At 36.0% G+C, this 19,044-nt stretch carries 16 protein-coding genes, 1 pseudogene and 1 riboswitch; of the genes and pseudogenes, 16 read left to right on the forward strand and 1 reads right to left on the reverse strand.

Annotation, left to right across the window (positions count from 1 at the left end; all coding sequences use genetic code 11):
- Nucleotides 1-578 precede the first annotated feature (578 nt).
- The 14 genes and pseudogenes from AC8GF4_RS07645 (at nucleotide 579) to metF (ending at nucleotide 15,996) form a co-directional block, all read left to right on the forward strand.
- The gene (locus AC8GF4_RS07645) at nucleotides 579-1,097 is read left to right on the forward strand and encodes an alpha/beta hydrolase (RefSeq protein WP_506593659.1); all 519 of its coding nucleotides are present in this window, start codon (nucleotides 579-581) and stop codon (nucleotides 1,095-1,097) included.
- Between the two features lie 300 nt (nucleotides 1,098-1,397).
- Complete coding sequence (locus AC8GF4_RS07650; protein ID WP_506593660.1) at nucleotides 1,398-1,808, forward strand: RrF2 family transcriptional regulator; 411 nt, start codon at nucleotides 1,398-1,400, stop codon at nucleotides 1,806-1,808.
- Between the two features lie 114 nt (nucleotides 1,809-1,922).
- A complete protein-coding gene (locus AC8GF4_RS07655; protein WP_506593661.1) occupies nucleotides 1,923-2,624 on the forward strand; it encodes a phosphoadenylyl-sulfate reductase in 702 nt (233 codons plus the stop codon).
- Nucleotides 2,625-2,738: 114 nt separating this feature from the next.
- Nucleotides 2,739-3,638: a sulfate adenylyltransferase subunit CysD gene (gene cysD / locus AC8GF4_RS07660; protein WP_506593662.1), complete on the forward strand. Its 900-nt coding sequence runs from the start codon at nucleotides 2,739-2,741 to the stop codon at nucleotides 3,636-3,638.
- Between the two features lie 109 nt (nucleotides 3,639-3,747).
- Complete coding sequence (locus AC8GF4_RS07665; RefSeq protein ID WP_506593663.1) at nucleotides 3,748-4,992, forward strand: sulfate adenylyltransferase subunit 1; 1,245 nt, start codon at nucleotides 3,748-3,750, stop codon at nucleotides 4,990-4,992.
- A 159-nt stretch (nucleotides 4,993-5,151) separates the two neighbouring features.
- Complete coding sequence (locus tag AC8GF4_RS07670) at nucleotides 5,152-7,242, forward strand: ferredoxin-like domain-containing protein (RefSeq protein ID WP_506593664.1); 2,091 nt, start codon at nucleotides 5,152-5,154, stop codon at nucleotides 7,240-7,242.
- Nucleotides 7,235-8,011 carry a uroporphyrinogen-III C-methyltransferase gene (gene cobA / locus AC8GF4_RS07675; protein ID WP_506593665.1) on the forward strand — a complete coding sequence of 259 codons (777 nt, stop codon included), beginning with the start codon at nucleotides 7,235-7,237 and terminating at the stop codon, nucleotides 8,009-8,011. The genes AC8GF4_RS07670 and cobA overlap by 8 nt, the downstream gene beginning before the upstream one ends.
- Entirely contained in the window at nucleotides 8,011-8,592 is a 582-nt protein-coding gene (locus tag AC8GF4_RS07680) for a precorrin-2 dehydrogenase/sirohydrochlorin ferrochelatase family protein (protein ID WP_506593666.1), read from the forward strand. Before cobA ends, AC8GF4_RS07680 begins: the two co-directional genes overlap by 1 nt.
- Nucleotides 8,593-8,611: 19 nt before the next feature.
- Nucleotides 8,612-8,746, forward strand: a pseudogene (locus AC8GF4_RS07685) (bifunctional precorrin-2 dehydrogenase/sirohydrochlorin ferrochelatase); the annotation flags it as partial.
- Between the two features lie 135 nt (nucleotides 8,747-8,881).
- Nucleotides 8,882-9,934 carry an NAD(P)/FAD-dependent oxidoreductase gene (locus tag AC8GF4_RS07690; RefSeq protein ID WP_506593667.1) on the forward strand — a complete coding sequence of 351 codons (1,053 nt, stop codon included), beginning with the start codon at nucleotides 8,882-8,884 and terminating at the stop codon, nucleotides 9,932-9,934.
- 209 nt (nucleotides 9,935-10,143) lie between these two features.
- Nucleotides 10,144-10,251: riboswitch (SAM riboswitch) on the forward strand.
- 235 nt (nucleotides 10,252-10,486) lie between these two features.
- Entirely contained in the window at nucleotides 10,487-11,488 is a 1,002-nt protein-coding gene (locus tag AC8GF4_RS07695; RefSeq protein ID WP_506593668.1) for a homocysteine S-methyltransferase family protein, read from the forward strand.
- Between the two features lie 20 nt (nucleotides 11,489-11,508).
- The gene (locus tag AC8GF4_RS07700; protein ID WP_506593669.1) at nucleotides 11,509-11,799 is read left to right on the forward strand and encodes a GIY-YIG nuclease family protein; all 291 of its coding nucleotides are present in this window, start codon (nucleotides 11,509-11,511) and stop codon (nucleotides 11,797-11,799) included.
- 452 nt (nucleotides 11,800-12,251) lie between these two features.
- Complete coding sequence (gene metH / locus AC8GF4_RS07705; RefSeq protein ID WP_506593670.1) at nucleotides 12,252-14,936, forward strand: methionine synthase; 2,685 nt, start codon at nucleotides 12,252-12,254, stop codon at nucleotides 14,934-14,936.
- A gap of 103 nt (nucleotides 14,937-15,039) precedes the next feature.
- Complete coding sequence (gene metF, locus AC8GF4_RS07710; RefSeq protein ID WP_506593671.1) at nucleotides 15,040-15,996, forward strand: methylenetetrahydrofolate reductase [NAD(P)H]; 957 nt, start codon at nucleotides 15,040-15,042, stop codon at nucleotides 15,994-15,996.
- Between the two features lie 105 nt (nucleotides 15,997-16,101).
- On the opposite strand, the gene AC8GF4_RS07715 is transcribed toward metF, so the two are convergent.
- A complete protein-coding gene (locus AC8GF4_RS07715; RefSeq protein WP_506593672.1) occupies nucleotides 16,102-16,980 on the reverse strand; it encodes a LysR substrate-binding domain-containing protein in 879 nt (292 codons plus the stop codon).
- Between the two features lie 87 nt (nucleotides 16,981-17,067).
- Here AC8GF4_RS07715 and AC8GF4_RS07720 point away from each other — a divergent pair, with 87 nt between their 5' ends.
- The gene (locus tag AC8GF4_RS07720) at nucleotides 17,068-17,397 is read left to right on the forward strand and encodes a hypothetical protein (protein WP_506593673.1); all 330 of its coding nucleotides are present in this window, start codon (nucleotides 17,068-17,070) and stop codon (nucleotides 17,395-17,397) included.
- A gap of 105 nt (nucleotides 17,398-17,502) precedes the next feature.
- Nucleotides 17,503-18,912, forward strand: coding sequence for a pyridoxal phosphate-dependent decarboxylase family protein (locus AC8GF4_RS07725; RefSeq protein ID WP_506593674.1), 1,410 nt, complete (start codon nucleotides 17,503-17,505; stop codon nucleotides 18,910-18,912).
- Nucleotides 18,913-19,044 lie beyond the last annotated feature (132 nt).

The raw sequence follows: 19,044 nt of genomic DNA on the forward strand, positions 1-19,044 counted from the left end.
AAGTTAAAGAAATGATAGAAGTAGCATAAAATGTTCTTTTTTTATAGCTTTGTCTTGCCAAGGCGAAGCGGAAATAGGCTCTGCTGAGGAGTAACCTATCAGGAATAAACCTTTGGTGCCGACGAATAAGTCTGTAAAAGGAAGACGTTAAAATCTTCCTTTTATTATTTATTCAGAGGCTTTCAATGCCTAAAAAAACCTAAAAGCATTTTTTGAAAAAAAAAATGAAATTTCACTTGTTTAGGTCATAGTAATCTTAATGACATTGAGCTATAGCCCACGGTTTTAACCGTGGGTTTTGTGTTTCTAATGGAGATGTTATTATAAAGCAATTAATTTGGAGCAGAAAGATTTGGCATTTTAGAAGGCAAAGTTCCCGCTGTCATTCCAATCTTTTTTGAGTCGAAGAAAAATCGACTCAAAAAAGGATTTTCCCTTCCATCGGGGCTAAAAGGTAATATTTTGCATTTTTGCCAATATCCCAAAAGAGAAACAGTAATAATCAAAATTCAGGTAATTCTATAAATGTGTTTTGATTTATTAAAATTGTAAATTTGGATTTTTAAAAGTAGAACGAAGTGAAACCAAGACTACTCATTTTATCAGATTTATGGGGAAAAGAAAAATCCGATTGGGTCTCAGCTTATGTTGAACTATTGAAAGATAATTACGAAATTCAATATTATGATTGTTGCGAGTTGGGCGGAATTGACAAAACTCATTATACCCAAGAAAAGCTACACAATCAATTTATAAACGGCGGAATCGAAAAGGCAGTTGACAGTCTTTTGAAATTTGAAAAGAGAAAAATTGATATTCTAGCCTTTAGTATTGGTGGAACAATAGCTTGGAAAGCCGCTTTGAAGGGATTGAATGTTGGAAGTCTGTTTGCTGTTTCATCAACAAGATTGCGTTTTGAAAATGAGATTCCTAATTGCAAATTAAAACTCTATTATGGAGAAAATGACAGCAATAAACCAAGCGATGATTGGTTTAAAAAGCTTTCGATAGAATTCGACATTATCAAAAATAAGGAACACAGTTTTTATTCGGAAAAAGAATTTGCAACTTCAATTTGTACTGAAATTTCAAAATAGTTTCATACAATTTGCTGATAAAAGGATAAAGTTTGTAGTTTCGTAAACACATTTTGGTTCTAAACTCAATTGCGAGGGTTTTTATAATTATAAATTTAATTGTTCTTTGCTCAATTAAGTCATAAAGGTTCGTTAAGTTCTAGAGAACTTAATTTTCTTAATTTCTTAATGGTGAAAAACTTTTCTTTATTTTTTTCTTAGCCAGACTATTCAAGGTAGAACTCAAATTTTAAAAGCAATTTGTTTCGATTCCAAAAAAATCAAAAATCGTTAATCAAAAATCGTTAATCAAAAATCACAATGCTCTCCAAAAAAACAAAATACGGAATCAAAGCTTTAACTTTTCTGGCACGCCGTGAAGATAATTCTCCTGTTCAAATTGCCGAAATAGCAAAAGCTGAACATATTTCTTTGAAGTTTTTAGAAAGCATTTTACTACTCTTGCGCCATTCAGGTTTTTTGGGTGCCAAAAAAGGAAAAGGTGGAGGTTATTATTTAATCAAAGAGCCCAAAGACATTAATATGGCTCACGTTTACCGAATTCTTGAAGGCCCAATTGCTTTATTACCTTGTGCCAGCCATAACTTTTACGAACGTTGCGACGATTGTACTGACGAAGCAACTTGTGCGGTACGCAAATTGATGATGGAAGTTCGAGACAATACTTTGATGATTCTCGAGAATAATTCCCTAGCCGATATCGCTTTTTAATCTGTTAATTTCTTAAATAAAATTTTGTAGTTTGTAAAAAAGTATTATTTTTGCACTTTAATCTAGTAAACCGATAGGATAATAGATTTGTTAAAATTTAAAGAGTATAACAAAATGAGTATAGCAATAGTAAATAGTTTATTAGATAAAACAGCAAACTTCTCCATCGAAGAGACTTTGGTTTTTTTGACTAATGAATACAAAGATAAAATTGTTTTTTCAACCTCTTTTGGACAGGAAGATCAAGTAATTACGGCTTTAATTGCTAAAAACGAATTGCCAATCAACATATTTACATTGGATACAGGTCGTTTGTTTCAGGAAACCTATGATGTTTTTCATAAAACAGAAAAAAAGTATAAAGTGGGTATTAAAACCTATTTCCCTGAAACCGCTGATGTTGAAAATTTGTTGAATACAAAAGGACCTAATAGCTTTTATGAATCAGTAGAGAATAGAAAAGAATGTTGTTTTATTCGAAAAGTAGCTCCGTTGACAAAAGCTTTAAAAGGAAATGAAATTTGGATTACGGGTTTACGTGCCGAACAATCGGAAAACAGAAATGATTTGACAGCCTTTGAATACGATGCTCATTTCAATATCATAAAATTCAACCCCTTGTTGAAGTGGAGTTTAGAAGACGTTCAAAAATACATTGATGAAAATAATGTGCCTCAAAACACATTACACAAAAAAGGCTTCGTTAGCATCGGTTGTGCGCCTTGTACAAGAGCGATAGCCGAAGGAGAAGACATCAGAGCAGGAAGATGGTCCTGGGAATCCAGTCATAAAGAATGCGGATTACATCAGAAGTAAGGTAAGAGGTTTGAAAATAGAAGTTAGAATATAGAAAAAAATAATAATAGTTTGGAGATTTAAAAGAGGTGTCAACCTTAAACTTATAAACTTTAAACTTTTAAACTAATAAAAATGAGTTCAATATTAAAAACAAATGCTTTAGAAAGCGAAGCAATTTACATATTCAGAGAAGTAATTTCTCAATTTGATAAACCCGTTTTGCTTTTTTCAGGCGGTAAAGATTCTATTACTTTGGTTCGTTTGGCGCAAAAAGCATTTTTTCCAGCAAAAATTCCTTTTCCATTGTTGCACGTAGATACGGGACACAATTTCCCAGAAACTATTGAATTTAGAGACCGATTGGTAGCCGAATTGGGATTGGAACTAATCGTTCGTAATGTACAAGATGCCATTGACGAAGGAAAAGTGGTTGAAGAATCTGGTAAATATTCCAGCCGAAACAGCTTGCAAACGACTACACTTTTAGATGCTATCGAAGAATTCAAATTTGACGCTTGTATTGGTGGAGCGCGACGTGACGAAGAAAAAGCAAGAGCCAAAGAACGTATTTTTTCAGTTCGTGATGATTTTGGTCAGTGGGATGAAAAAAACCAACGTCCTGAATTGTTTGATTTATTAAACGGAAAAATTGAAAATGGTCAAAACGTACGTGTTTTTCCAATTTCAAACTGGACAGAATTGGATGTTTGGAGTTATATCGAGCAAGAGCAAATCGAAATTCCATCGATTTATTTTTCACACAAACGTAAAGTTTTTTTGAGAGACGGTTTAATTTGGTCACACTCTCCTTTTGTGTACCAAGAAGAAGACGAACAAATCGAAGAACGAATTGTTCGCTTCAGAACCGTTGGAGATATGAGTTGTACTGCCGCAGTTGAATCGTTTGCCGCAACCATTCAAGAAGTAGTGGGAGAGATTCGTACTTCGACTATTTCTGAAAGAGGAGCCAGAATCGATGATAAACGTTCTGAAGCTGCAATGGAAAAAAGAAAACAACAAGGATATTTTTAGAATTTAATTTTTAGAAATTTATAAAGTAAGTATAAAAAAATAAGAAGTTTATAAGTGAAGTTTTCAAACGTGAAACGGTAAACTTTTAAACTTTTAACAAAAAATAAGGATGGAAGTTTTAAAAATAGCAACAGCAGGAAGTGTAGATGACGGAAAAAGTACTTTAATCGGGAGATTATTATACGATACTCAATCGTTAACTACCGATAAATTAGAAGCAATAGAAAAAAGCAGCAAGCAAAAAGGATACGATTACCTTGATTTTTCTTTGGCTACTGACGGTTTGGTTGCTGAGAGAGAACAAGGAATTACAATTGATGTAGCGCATATTTATTTCTCTACAGCCAAAAAAAGTTACATCATTGCTGACACGCCAGGTCACGTAGAATATACCCGTAACATGGTTACAGGAGCTTCAACTTCGCAAGTGTCTATTATTTTGATCGATGCCCGTAAAGGAGTAATAGAGCAAACGTATCGTCACTTTTTTATCAATAATTTGTTAAGAGTAAAAGATGTGATTGTTGCGGTAAACAAAATGGATTTGGTTGATTATTCGGAAGAAGTTTACAACAAAATCAAAGCCGATTTTCAAGCCTTAAACGCGAAAAGTGCCTACAAGGAACAAAACGTAAGTTACATTCCATTAAGTGCCTTAACAGGAGATAATGTGGTAGAAACATTAGGAAAAATGCCTTGGTATTCTGGGCAAACTATTTTGCAACATTTGGAAAATCTAGAAGCAAAAGATGTTTACGATAACGGACAAGCACGTTTCCCTGTTCAAACAGTTATTCGTCCCAAAACGGAAGAATACCACGATTTTAGAGGATACGCCGGAAAGTTATACGGAAACAATATAAAAGTTGGAGATGCGGTAACGGTTCTTCCTTCTTTGACAGAATCGAAAGTGACAAATATTCACTTTTTCGACCAACAATTTGATGAGGCGAGCGTTGGTTCTTCCATTACTATTGAATTGGAAAATGACATCAATGTAACTAGAGGTGACATGATTGTAAAATCAAACGAGCTTCCTAGAATTGAAAAAGACATCACAACAACGGTTTGTTGGATGGACAGCAAAAAATTAGTAGCAGGAGCAAAATATTTTGTGCAACACAACACGAATAGAGTTTTGGCCAAAATAGATAGTGTGAAAAACGTAATCGCAACCGATTATTCTGGAGTTACACCAGCAACTCAATTGGCCATAAATGAAATTGGAGAAGTAACCATTAAATTGAGCAAAGCCATTTATTTTGATGCTTACAATGACAACAAATCAAATGGAGCTTTCATTTTAATTGATGCAGCAACCAACACAACAGCAGGAGTTGGATTTATAAAATAAAGAGAAAATAGATAATAGACGAATAGATAATAGAAAAGACAGGTTAATAATTTTTCAGTTTCGACTCCCTCTTCTTTGGAAAGTCCCGATAATTATCGGGAGGGGTGAGGTTTTTATAAGTAGCTTTAAATTGTTTTTTCTGAATAAAATATAATTATTATGCAAAGTTTTAGAACCGAAATAGAAGACCCGATTGTTCAAAAAGACATTATCGATTTAGAAAGAAAAATTGCTCTATTCCGCGATGGAAAAATCGATGACGAACGTTTTCGTTCTCTTCGTTTGGCACGTGGAGTTTACGGACAACGTCAAGAAGGGGTGCAAATGATTCGTATCAAATTGCCTTATGGTAAAGTGACCAGCGAACAATTGCATCGTATTTGTAAAGTTTCAGATGAATATTCAACGGGACGTTTACATATTACAACACGTCAAGATATTCAAATTCACTACGTAAGTTTAGACAAAACGCCTCAACTTTGGGCAGAATTAGAGAAAGACGATGTTACTTTAAGAGAAGCTTGCGGAAACACCGTGCGAAATATTACAGCTAGTGAAACTGCTGGTATTGATGTGGACGAACCATTTGATGTATCGCCTTATGCACACGCTTTGTTTCAGTTTTTCTTGAGAAATCCAGTTTGTCAAGAAATGGGACGTAAATTCAAAATGTCATTCTCTTCTTCAGATAAAGATACGGCGTTGAGTTATTTGCACGATATGGGTTTTATTCCAAAAGTGGTAAACGGAGAAAGAGGTTTCAAAGTAATGCTAGGTGGAGGATTGGGTTCTCAACCACATCACGCCGAACTATTATCTGATTTTATTCCGGTGAACCAAATTATTCCAACTACCGAAGGAGTTTTGAGAATATTTGACCGTTATGGAGAAAGAGCCAAACGTTTGAAAGCACGTATGAAATTCCTAATCAAAGAAATTGGAAAAGACGAGTTTTTACGATTGGTAGAAGAAGAGAAAAAAGCGTTGTCTTATCAAATTGTAGAAATTGACACTACTTTATTTGAAGGTGCCATTCCAGAACCTTTATTTGTAGCACCAAAAGTAGTAATTGAAGATACAGCTGCTTTCGAAGCTTGGAAAAAATCGAATGTAATTGCTCAAAAACAAGCAGGGTATGTAGCCATTGGAATCAAAGTTGCACTAGGTGATTTTTATACCGATAAAGCAAGATTATTAGCCGATCTAGTAAAAAATTATGCAGCAAATGAATTGCGTTTTTCATTGAGACAAAACATTGTACTGCGCCATATCAAAGAAGAAGATTTGCCGTTTTTCTATCAAGAATTGAATAAGTTGGATTTTGTAACTTTAGGATATGATACCATTGGTGATATCACAGCTTGTCCAGGTACAGACACTTGTAATCTTGGAATTGCGAGCAGTACTGGAATTGCAGTTGAATTGGAAAGAGTTTTGGCAGCAGAATACCCACAATACAGCAACAATCAGGGAATCACAATTAAAATCAGTGGTTGTATGAATGCTTGCGGACAACACAATATGGCCGAAATCGGTTTTCAAGGAATGTCGATTAACTCCGGAAAATTGGTAGCTCCAGCACTTCAAGTGTTATTGGGCGGTGGAAATTTAGGAAATGGTGAAGGACGTTTTTCGGATAAAGTTATCAAAATACCAAGCCGTAGAGGACCAGAAGCATTGCGATTAATCTTAAATGATTTTGATGCCAATGGAAATGGAACTTCATTCTTGAACTATTACGATGCTAAAGGAGAGAAATATTTTTACGAGTTCCTGAAACCATTAGCCGATTTAACCAACCTAACAGAAGCTGATTTTGTAGATTGGGGAAATGCAGACAATTACGTAAAAGCAGTTGGAGTAGGAGAATGTGCGGGTGTTGTAATTGATTTAGTAGCAACCTTGATTTTTGAAGCCAAAGACAAAATGACTTTCGCTCAAGAAGCTTTCGCTGACAAAAAATGGTCGGATGCAATTTACTTGGCGTATGCAGGTTTTGTAAATGGAGCCAAAGCCTTGTTATTGGCCGAAAACCAGAAAACAAATCACCACGCTGGGATTATCGATTTGTTTGACACGGTTTTTATCGAAAGTAATAAAATCGAGTTGGATTCATTATTCAAAGATTTAGTATACCAGATTAGAGCAAACGAACCATCAGAAGCATTTGCACAAAAATACATTCAAGATGGAGTTGCCTTTTTTGATAAAATTGAAAAATACAGAGCAAAGGATTTAGCAGATGCTTAAAATGATAGAACCCAAAGTAACTTTAGTAGGAGCAGGTCCTGGCGATCCAGACTTGCTTACGCTTAAAGGCGTGAAAGCGCTTGCTGAAGCGAATGTGGTTTTGTATGATGCATTGGCCAATGAAGAAATAATGAATCATGCACCTGTAAATGCTATAAAAATATTTGTGGGGAAAAGAAAAGGCTGTCACGAGTATACGCAAGACCAAATCAATCAATTGATAGTTGATAATGCGCTGACTTACGGTCACGTGGTTCGGTTAAAAGGAGGAGATCCTTTTATTTTTGGAAGAGGAAGTGAAGAAATAGAATTCGTAGAAAGTTTTGGAATCCCTACATTTGTTGTGCCTGGAATTTCTTCAGCAATTGCAGTTCCCGCTTATCAGGGGATTTCATTGACGAAAAGAGGAACTTCCGAGAGTTTTTGGGTAATCACAGGAACTACTTCCGACAGAAATTTGTCTAGTGATATTGCTCTCGCAGCACAATCATCAGCAACGGTTGTAATTTTGATGGGAATGAGTAAGCTAGCACAAATTGTTAGTTTATTTCAAAAAGAATCCAAAGGAGAAATTCCTGTTGCAATTATTCAAAACGGAACAACTCCAAACGAAAAAATGGGTGTGGGAACAATAGACACGATTCAAAAAGTGGTTGCCGAAAAGAATTTAAGTTCCCCAGCAATTATTGTAATTGGAGAAGTGGTCAAAGAAAGTAATAAATTAAAAGGTTTTTACGAAGAATTTGTAGTCTCCGAAATAAAATTATAATGGAAAGAAACGAATTATATCCCATTTTTTTAAAACTGCACAACCTCAATGTTCTCATTGTGGGCGGGGGAAATGTAGGGTTAGAAAAGTTGTCTTTTATGTTAAAATCCAGTCCCAATGCCAATGTTGAGGTTGTGGCACCAAAGTTCTTACCCGAATTGGAAGCATTAGCCGAAAAGCATTCTTCGGTAAAATTGACTTACAAAAAATTCAATCGCTGGATGCTTCGCAAACGCAATATGGTTATTGCGTGCACCGATGATTTGAAAGTCAATAAACGAGTGTATGATTTGTCCCGAAAAAGATATCTCATTTGCAATATAGCAGACACTCCGGATTTATGTGATTATTATTTGGGTGGTATTGTAACCAAAGGAAACGTAAAAATAGCGATTTCGACTAACGGGAAATCACCAACAACAGCCAAAAGATTGCGTGAGTTTTTTGAAGAGGTAATTCCAGAGGATGTCAATAAAATGGTCGAAAACCTAAACGAATATAGGAAAACGCTGAAAGGAAATTTCGAAGAAAAAGTGCAAAGGATGAACGAAATCACGGAGGCATTAAAGAACAAAGAATGAGTATTCAATAGCGTCGGGTTTTAACCTGATGATTCCGGAGGATGTCAATAAAATGGTTGAAAACCTGAATGAATACCGAAAAACCTTAAAAGGTAATTTCGAAGAAAAAGTCCAAAAGATGAATGAAATTACAGAATCGCTGAAAAAAGAGTAAGCAGATTTCAGAAAACAGAATACAGAAATGAAGATTGAAATTAGGTGATAATAATCACATTCAGAAATTGAAATCATTCGTTTATTTGTATATAAAATAGGAAGATAATTAATAAAAGAGTAAAATTTAAATATAATGGTTAAAACAGACATACTTATAATAGGAGCTGGACCAACAGGTCTATTCGCCGTTTTCGAAGCAGGATTATTAAAATTAAAATGTCATATTCTGGATGCGTTGCCACAACCAGGAGGACAATTATCAGAATTATATCCTAAGAAACCTATCTACGACATTCCTGGATTTCCAGAAGTATTAGCAGGTGATTTGGTTGATAATTTAATGGAGCAAATCAAGCAGTTCGAACCTGGATTTACACTTGGGGAACGTGCAGAAACTATCGATAAGCAAGAAGACGGAAGTTTTATTGTGACGTCTAATAAGGGGAAAAAATTCCACGCTTCGGTTGTTGCCATTGCTGGTGGATTGGGGAGTTTCGAACCAAGAAAACCCTTAATTGAAGATATTGCATTTTATGAAGATAAGGGAATCAAATATTTTATCAAAAATCCTGAAAAATTCAGAGACAAGAGAGTCGTGATTTCTGGGGGTGGAGATTCTGCATTAGACTGGAGTATTTTTTTGTCGAATGTAGCTTCCGAGGTAACTTTGATTCACCGCAGAAACGAATTCCGTGGTGCACTTGATTCTGTAGAGAAAGTACAGGAATTGAAAAATTCTGGAAAAATCAAAATGATTACTCCAGGCGAAGTTGTTGGATTAAATGGTGCAGAACATTTAGAATCAGTTGATGTAGATATCGATGGTGCACATAGAAATATACCAACCGATTATTTCATCCCGCTTTTTGGTCTAACACCAAAATTAGGTCCAATCGGAGATTGGGGATTAGAAATCGAAAAAAATGCTATCAAAGTAAACAATGCTTTAGATTACCAAACGAACATTCCTGGAATTTTCGCCATTGGTGACGTTAACACCTATCCAGGAAAACTAAAATTGATTCTTTGCGGATTCCACGAAGCCACTTTAATGTGTCAAGCGGCCTACCAAATCATCAATCCGGGTAAAAAATATGTAATGAAATATACCACCGTTTCTGGAGTTGACGGATTCGACGGTACTCGTAAAGAAGCGCCAAAAGCAGTAGTGAAAGCTATTGTATAGTTTAGGGTTTAAAAAGTTTAAAAAGTTTAAGAGTTTAAATTGTTTAATGTTGTTTAAAAAAGTTTGAGATTGTTGCCATACTGGCCAAACACTTAAATGTTTTTCAAACTTTTAAACAATTTAAACTTTTTTGCAATCTTAAACTTTTAAAAAAAACTTGCAATTGTTGGCGCTATGTCGTTTCTTTGCACTGTTCCTATTTTTATTGAAAGTTATCACGAAAGGCGGAGGGAAAAGACCCGATGAAACCTTAGCAACCCTTTACTTTTTTAAAGAAGGTGCTACATTCTACCACGCACAGCGCGGATAGATAACACAAGAATACATCTTCGTATTCCTCAAACCTTTTCCTGACAACATATCAATATTTTTTTAGAGCGAATGATTGGCGCATTTTTGCCATTATCGTTCCCGCTATACACAAGTATCTTTTGTACCGAACACCGGCACAAAAGGATACTTGCTCCTATGGGGGCTAAAAAGTTAAAATAGTGAATTTTTGGAAATAATAATAAGCTTAGCGCCTTTGCGTCTTTGCGAGAAATAAAAAATATGTCAACTATACAAGAAGAAATAAAAAAGAGAATACTCGTGCTCGATGGAGCAATGGGAACCATGCTGCAACGATATAATTTCTCTGAAGAAGATTTTCGTGGCGAGCGATTCAAAGATTTTCCACATTCACTGAAAGGGAACAACGATTTGTTGTCCTTGACACAACCCCAAGCTATCAAAGCGGTACACGCCGCTTATTTTGAAGCAGGAGCTGATATAGTTGAAACCAATACCTTCTCCGGAACCACAATCGGAATGGCGGATTATTACCTAGAAGAATATGTTTATGAATTGAACTACGAATCGGCCAAAATAGCCCGTGAAGTAGCCGACGAATTTACAGCCAAAAACCCAAATCAGCCTCGTTTTGTCGCGGGTTCTATGGGTCCAACAAACCGTACCGCCAGTATGTCGCCAGACGTGAACGATCCGGGATACAGAGCGGTAACTTTTGATGATTTGCGAATTGCCTACAAACAGCAAGTAGAAGCCTTACTAGACGGTGGCTGTGATTTGCTTTTGGTGGAAACCATTTTTGATACTCTAAATGCCAAAGCAGCACTTTTTGCCATCGAAGAAGTAAAAGACGAACGCCACATCGATATTCCGATAATGGTTTCAGGAACGATTACCGATGCTTCGGGAAGAACACTTTCTGGACAAACGGTAGAAGCCTTTTTGGTTTCGGTATCGCATATTCCTTTGTTGAGCGTAGGATTCAATTGTGCCCTTGGAGCCGATTTGTTAAAACCGTATTTACAGACTTTGTCTCATAATACTTCGTTCAATATTTCAGCGCATCCCAATGCAGGGTTGCCAAACGCCTTTGGAGAATATGATGAAACACCGGAGCAAATGCAAGCTTTCATCAAAGAATATTTAGACGATAATTTAATAAACATCATAGGCGGTTGTTGCGGAACAACTCCAAATCACATTAAGTTAATTGCTGATATTGCTAAGGATTATAAGCCTAGGGTTTCGACGGCGGTGATGTAAATTTATAAAAATGGTTAGAAATGTTTAAAGTGGTTTATAAAATAACATATCCGAACGGTAAAATTTATATCGGGAAAGATCTGACAGATACTTTAAATTATTTTGGAAGTGCTAACAGTAAATTTATAGAAAAAGATTTTACAAGAGAGCAAAGAAAAGAGTTTAGGATAATAAAAGAAGTATTATTTGAATCAGAAAATTTGACAGATCAAGAGATAAATAAGAAAGAAGTTGAGTTAATTCTTAAATATCAATCAAATAATCCGATGATGGGTTATAATCAATGGCCAAAATTTAAAGAGTTTTTATAATTCTTATTATTGATAACGCGGATTTGCAATCCGTGTCCGCAAAGAGAATAATTCTAGTTTGTCATTCCGAGGAACGAGGAATCACATTACGTGAATCACTTGATGAGATTCCTCGTTCCTCGGAATGACAAGCTGGGTGGAAAAGTGGATGAGTTTCGTAGGAACGCGAACCATTTTGTTTCAACGAAATTTACCGTTGAATGAAAATTGTGTTGATTGCACAATGCTCGCGTGAGGGATAGCAGTGGAAAGCCCGGAGATCAATGGAGTGATAACGGAATTGATCGAGGACTTGCAACGAATAGCCCGGCCCTTTGGGACACGCCCAAATAAAGTTGAAATTAAAATAAAATATAACTGCAGTTTTTTAAACCGTAGGCAAAATAATAAAAACTCAGTCCCGATAGCTATCGGGAAAGTCGCTTAGGGACTTAGTAACTCAAAATTAAAAAATGGGACACAATAAACATAGAAGAAACCTGGTATTGTCGGGATTGGAACCTTTAATCATTACGCCGAACAGCGTATTTGTGAATGTTGGGGAACGAACCAATGTAACAGGTTCCAGAAAGTTCCTTCGGTTGATCAAGGAAGAAAAATATGAGGAAGCACTGGATATTGCGAGACAGCAGGTAGAAGGTGGCGCGCAAATCGTCGATATCAATATGGATGAGGGAATGCTGGATGGCGTTTATGCAATGACTAAATTCTTGAATTTGATTGCAGCCGAGCCGGATATTTCTCGTGTGCCCATTATGATTGACAGCTCGAAATGGGAAATCATTGAGGCTGGTTTGAAAGTCGTGCAGGGAAAATGTGTAGTAAACTCGATTTCGTTAAAAGAAGGAGAAGAAGCATTTATTCATCACGCCAAATTAATCAAACGTTATGGTGCTGCGGCAATTATCATGGCTTTTGATGAGGTGGGACAAGCGGATAATTTTGACAGAAGAGTTGAAATTTGCCAGCGTTCTTATGATATTTTGGTTAATAAAGTAGGCTTTCCACCGCAAGATATTATTTTCGATTTGAATATATTCCCCGTAGCAACTGGTATGGAGGAACACCGCCTGAATGCTTTGGATTTCTTTAGAGGAACCAAATGGGTTCGGGAAAATTTACCGCATGCACACATAAGCGGTGGGGTGAGTAACGTTTCGTTTTCGTTTAGAGGGAATGATACGGTGAGAGAAGCGATGCACTCGGTTTTCTTGTACCACGCCATTCAAAACGGAATGACAATGGGAATCGTAAATCCAGAAATGTTGTCGATTTATGATGAGATTCCAAAGGATTTATTGGAGCATGTTGAGGATGTAATCTTGGATAGACGCGACGATGCAACTGAACGCCTTTTGGATTTTGCCGAAAATGTAAAAGGAGATGGTTCCAAAACCAACGAAGCAGTGGTACAGGAGTGGAGGTCAGGAACAGTTCAGGAAAGAATCACGCACTCTTTGGTCAAAGGAATTGATGCTTTTATAGAAATTGATGTCGAAGAAGCCCGATTAGCAGCTGCAAAACCGATTGAAGTTATCGAAATCAACTTGATGACAGGAATGAATGTTGTCGGAGATTTGTTTGGTTCGGGTAAAATGTTTTTACCACAGGTAGTAAAATCGGCTCGTGTAATGAAAAAAGCGGTGGCGTATTTATTACCGTTTATTGAGGCGGCTAAGCAGGTAGGCGACAAATCAGGAAACGGAAAAATATTGATGGCAACCGTAAAAGGGGATGTACACGATATTGGTAAAAATATTGTTTCGGTAGTATTGGCTTGTAATAATTATGAAATTGTGGATTTGGGCGTTATGGTGCCTCCCGAAAAAATTATTGCGGCAGCTATCGAACATGAGGTAGATATTATTGGTTTGAGTGGATTAATAACGCCGTCTTTGGACGAAATGGTGTTTCTCGCTAAGGAATTGGATAAAAGAGGAATGAAAATTCCAGTGATGATTGGTGGCGCAACCACCTCACGCGCGCATACTGCTGTAAAAATTGCACCTCAATACAGAGAAACCGTTATTCACGTAAACGATGCGTCAAGAGCAGTTACAGTTGCTGGAAATTTATTGGATCACAATAGAAAAATTTATGCCAGCGATATTCGTGCCGATTATGATGCGTTTAGAGAAACATTCTTAAACCGTTCGCGTGACAAGAATTTCTTGACGATTGAGCAAGCCCGTAAGAATAAATTGCAATTGGATTGGAGGCATTTTGAACCAACCAAACCAAAAGTTATTGGTGAGCAAATTGTTGAAGTGGATTTGGACGTGTTGGTTCCGTATATTGACTGGACTCCATTTTTCAGAACCTGGGAATTATTCGGGAAATACCCTGCGATTTTGACGGATGAAGTTGTTGGTGAACAAGCCACCTCTGTTTTTGCCGATGCACAAGCAATGTTGAAAGTGATTTTGGAAGAGAAAAAATTACAAGCCAAAGGAATCTACGGCATTTTCCCTGCAAATCAAATCAATGATGATGATATTGAGTTGACGGATGAAAACGGAAAACCATTACAGATATTTTTAACTTTGCGTCAGCAGTCACAAAAAACGAAAGGAGCTCCAAATATTGCATTAGCCGATTTTATTGCGCCAAAAGAAAGTGGTAAAGTAGATTATATGGGAGCGTTTTGCGTAACCACCGGTTTTGGCGTTGACGAATGGGCAGCTGAATTTGAAAAGGATTTGGACGATTACAATTCGATTATGGTCAAAGCTTTGGCAGACCGTTTCGCAGAAGCATTCGCCGAATATTTACACGAAATAATCCGTAAAGAAATTTGGGGTTATGCCTCCGATGAGGTTTTGAGCAAACAAGCACTTATTGAAGAAGATTATAAAGGAATTCGTCCCGCCCCAGGATATCCAGCTTGCCCGGATCATTTGGAAAAACCTACGATTTGGAAATTACTAAACGTAGAACAAGAAATAGGAGTGACCTTGACAGAGAGTATGGCGATGTGGCCAGCTTCATCGGTTTCGGGATATTATTTTGGAAATCCAGAAAGTAAATACTTCGGACTCGGAAAAATAAAAGAAGACCAAGTGATTGATTACGCCAAACGAAGAAGCTGTTCAACCGAAGTTGCTTCGAAATGGTTGAATCCGAATATTGCAGATTAGCTCCCTAGTCCCTAAAGGGGAATAGATAGGCAAAATATATTAACACAATCCTGATGACCCCTTTCAGGAATTCCCCCGCCGTGGCGGGGTTAGGGGGCTGACTATGAAAGTAACACAACATATAGAAAACGCCAAAGGAGATACGTTATTCTCTTTCGAAATTATTCCGCCACAAAAAGGAAAAAACATTCAGGAATTATACGATAACATCGACCCATTGATGGAGTTTAACCCTCCATTTATTGATGTAACCACTTCCCGTGAGGAGTATATTTATGTGGATAAAGGCAATGGTTTATTAGAAAAAAAGCTGACCAGAATGCGTCCAGGAACCCTAGGGATTTGTGCATCGATCAAACATAAATACAATGTTGATACCGTTCCCCATGTTTTGTGTGGAGGATTTACCAAGGAAGAAACCGAGTATTTGATGGTGGATTGTCACTATTTGGGGATTAATAATGTTATGGCATTGCGTGGAGATGCTATGAAAGACGAGCAATCTTTTGTACCCAAAGTGGGTGGGAATAATTATGCTGTTGATTTGGTTTCACAAATTGCTGAACTTAACAATGGGAAATATTTGCACGACGTAATGGACATTGACAACAAAGCCGATTTTTGTATTGGTGTTGCGGGTTATCCGGAAAAACATTTGGAATCTCCATCTTTAATTTCAGATTTAAAAAGGCTGAAAGAAAAAGTAGATGCTGGAGCCGATTATGTGGTGACTCAAATGTTTTTTGATAATGCCAAATATTTTGAATTTGTGTCCAAAGCCAGAGAAATGGGAATCAATGTTCCGATTATTCCGGGAATTAAACCCATTGCGGTACAAAGACATTTACAAGTATTGCCTCAAATTTTCCGTATTGATTTGCCCGAAGATTTGATAAGTGCTGTTGACAAATGCAAAAACAATGCTGAAATCAGACAAGTCGGAATCGAATGGGCAATCCAGCAATCTATAGAATTGAAAGCGGCGGGAGTTCCTGTACTGCATTATTATTCTATGGGAAAATCAGAAAATATCAGACAGATAGCGAGTCAGGTTTTTTAAATAGATAGTTAATATTAATTTCAATTTGAAAAACTCGATTGGTTATTTTTAACCAATCGAGTTTTTTTGTGGGGGTTAGGTCTAATTTTTATTCTGGTATTGAATTTAAATTTGGTTTGACAGACTATGAAGCAAGTGTACCAAACTCGGATTTGAATTTTCTTTTCTGTACAACATTATTAAAGGAATATTTTCGATTTGTTTATCCAATTGAATAAATTTTAATTTTGAGTTATTGTTTTCGGAAATGGACATTGGAAGTAATGAAATTCCAAAACCGCATTCGACCAAACGTAAAATTGAATTTAATTGAGTAGCTTGATGAGATATCTTTGGAGCAAAACCTGATGTTGAGCATAATTCTAAAAAATTATCAAAAATCGTTGGTCCGCAATCTCTAGCAAAGCTTATAAAATTTTCGTTATCTAAATCCTTAATTTTAATGACTTTTTGGTTTGATAAATTATGTTTTACAGGCAAAACTGCAATTAGTGATTCAGTTGAAATAATTTTTTCCTCTAAATTTTTAGGATTCAACCAAGTTCTGACAAAGGCAACATCCATTGTTCCGTTGTTCAAAGATTGTATTAAGTTTATATTAGGTTGTTCTTCGAAACTCATATTAATTTCGGGGAAATTATCGTAAAATGAACTCAATAGATTAGGTAAATTAGTGTGCATTGTTGCTCCAACATATCCTATTAGTAAATTTCCACTTTCACCTTTCCCGACAATTTTTAATCTTTTTTTAATCAATGCCATTTGGGAAATCATTTGTTTTGTTTGTATCAACAATTCTTCTCCCGCTGAAGTCAAAAGAACTTTTCGTTTTGTTCTTTCAAATAATAAAACACCAAATTCGTCCTCTAATTGTTTTATCATTCTGCTCAGTGGCGGTTGCGATATGTTTAACCTTTCGGCTGCTCGACCGAAATGGAGCTCTTCGGCAAGAACTTGAAAGTAATTTAAGTTTCTTAAATCCATACTTATACTTTTTAGGTATTAATAAGTGCAAAAATAACAATATTGGTATTAATTATTATGATTAAGTTTGTGAAAAATATTTAACAAATGAAAGATTTAAAAAGAATTACACTTTTTCTGCTAATTTCAATAGGGTTAATTTTATTTTCAAGTTTTAAGAGTATAGAAAAATTAAATGAACCACGTTTTGTTGAAGTTACAGTCTCAAATTATATAATTCTACATGGTTTTGATGCAAACAACAAAGAAATTGAGGAATATATAAAAGATCAAGCACCAAAGAAAAAAATGATTTCTGTAGATCGAATTCAGTCTATTAGTGAGAAATATATTTGTACAACTTATGCAAATAATCGCTTAATTTTTTGGGAATATAATGATGGCTATGAAAATTTGAAAAAGAAATTAGGATTATAAAACTTAATCTGATTTTTGAGATTTTTAAATTTCAAAAGCAATAAATTATTAAAACGGTTTTTTACTTTTTCTATGATTTTCCAACTTACACAAAACTAAAAGTTTATGAACACAGTCCTCCAACAAGATTTAAAAGATATTGAAAACATTCTCGAAAAAGTAAAACAGCAAGGGCTTGATTTCCTTAATGTTATTGATACCCTTCCCACTTCAACTACTAATTCTATAACAACGGATAGAAATCTTAATAATTCAGGTTTGGGAGCCTTGTCTGCTTTGGAAGAATTCAATCAGCGGTTAGCGCCTTTGATGGTTTCTCAGGCTGGTCCAAGATATTGGGGTTTTGTAACAGGAGGAGCAACACCCGCTTCAATTGTTGGCGATTGGTTAACGACTATTTACGACCCAAATGCGCAAGCCACAAAAGCACAAGGCGGTGTTTCGGCTTTGATTGAAATAGAAACCATTAATTTATTGTTGCAATTATTGGATTTGCCAAAATCATTCTTGGGAGGATTTGTAACAGGCGCTACCATGTCCAATTTTACCTGTTTGGCGGTGGCTCGACAATGGTTCGGAAAGCAACTGGATCAAGATATTGCTAAAAATGGGATTTCAACTCCTCTAAATATTCTTACGGCTACACCACATTCCTCTTCGGTAAAATCCTTGTCGATGTTAGGAATTGGAAGTCAAAATTTCACTAAAATAAAAACAGTCGAAGGAAATAGGGAGGCAATTGATATAGATGATTTAGAACAAAATATTAAGAGTTTAAGCGGTCAGCCTTTTATTTTGATTTCAAGTGCTGGTACTGTCAATACCGCCGATTTTGATGATTTCAGTGCTATTACAAAACTCAAAGAGAAATACAATTTTTGGTGGCATATTGATGCTGCTTTTGGAGGTTTCGCCGCGTGTTCCCCAAAACACAAACATTTGGTACACGGCTGGGAAAATGCTGACAGTATTACTATTGATTGTCATAAATGGCTGAATGTTCCATACGAAAGTGCTTTTTATTTGGTAAAAGAGCAACATATAAACCTTCAAATTGAAACGTTTCAAAACTCGAATGCACCGTATTTGGGAGACCCGCTAGAGAATTTTAGTTACTTAAATTTCTTGCCAGAAAATTCTCGACGTCTAAAAGCGTTGCCTGTTTGGTTTTCATTATTGGCGTATGGGAAACAAGGATTTCAAGACATTGTAGAAAATAGTGTTGCCATGGCATTGCAATTTGACACCTTCCTTACTCAAAATAAAAACTTCGAATTATTAGCACCAACCCGTCTCAACAACGTCTGTTTTACTTTGGCGGGAGACCACAATCAAGAAAGAGTAAATTTATTTTTGACACATCTCAATGATAAAGGCAAAGTGTTTATGACTCCGACGGTGTATCAAAACCGAAAAGGTATTCGAGCTTCGTTTGTAAACTGGCGAACGAATGAATTGGATGTTCAGTTGGTTATAGAGGAAATGAAAGCGAGTGTTTTGAAGTTGGGGATTTAATAAATTATAGTTTTTTTAATATCAACAATTATTTTGGTTAACCCATATACATAAAAAAGAATGCTCGTTTAAATCCATTTTAAACGAGCTTTCTTTTTTATCTGCAAACGGACTTACCACTAAAAAACGGAC

This window comes from Flavobacterium rarum (SeqCode), assembly GCF_965234445.1.
GTDB classification, from domain to species: domain Bacteria; phylum Bacteroidota; class Bacteroidia; order Flavobacteriales; family Flavobacteriaceae; genus Flavobacterium; species Flavobacterium rarum.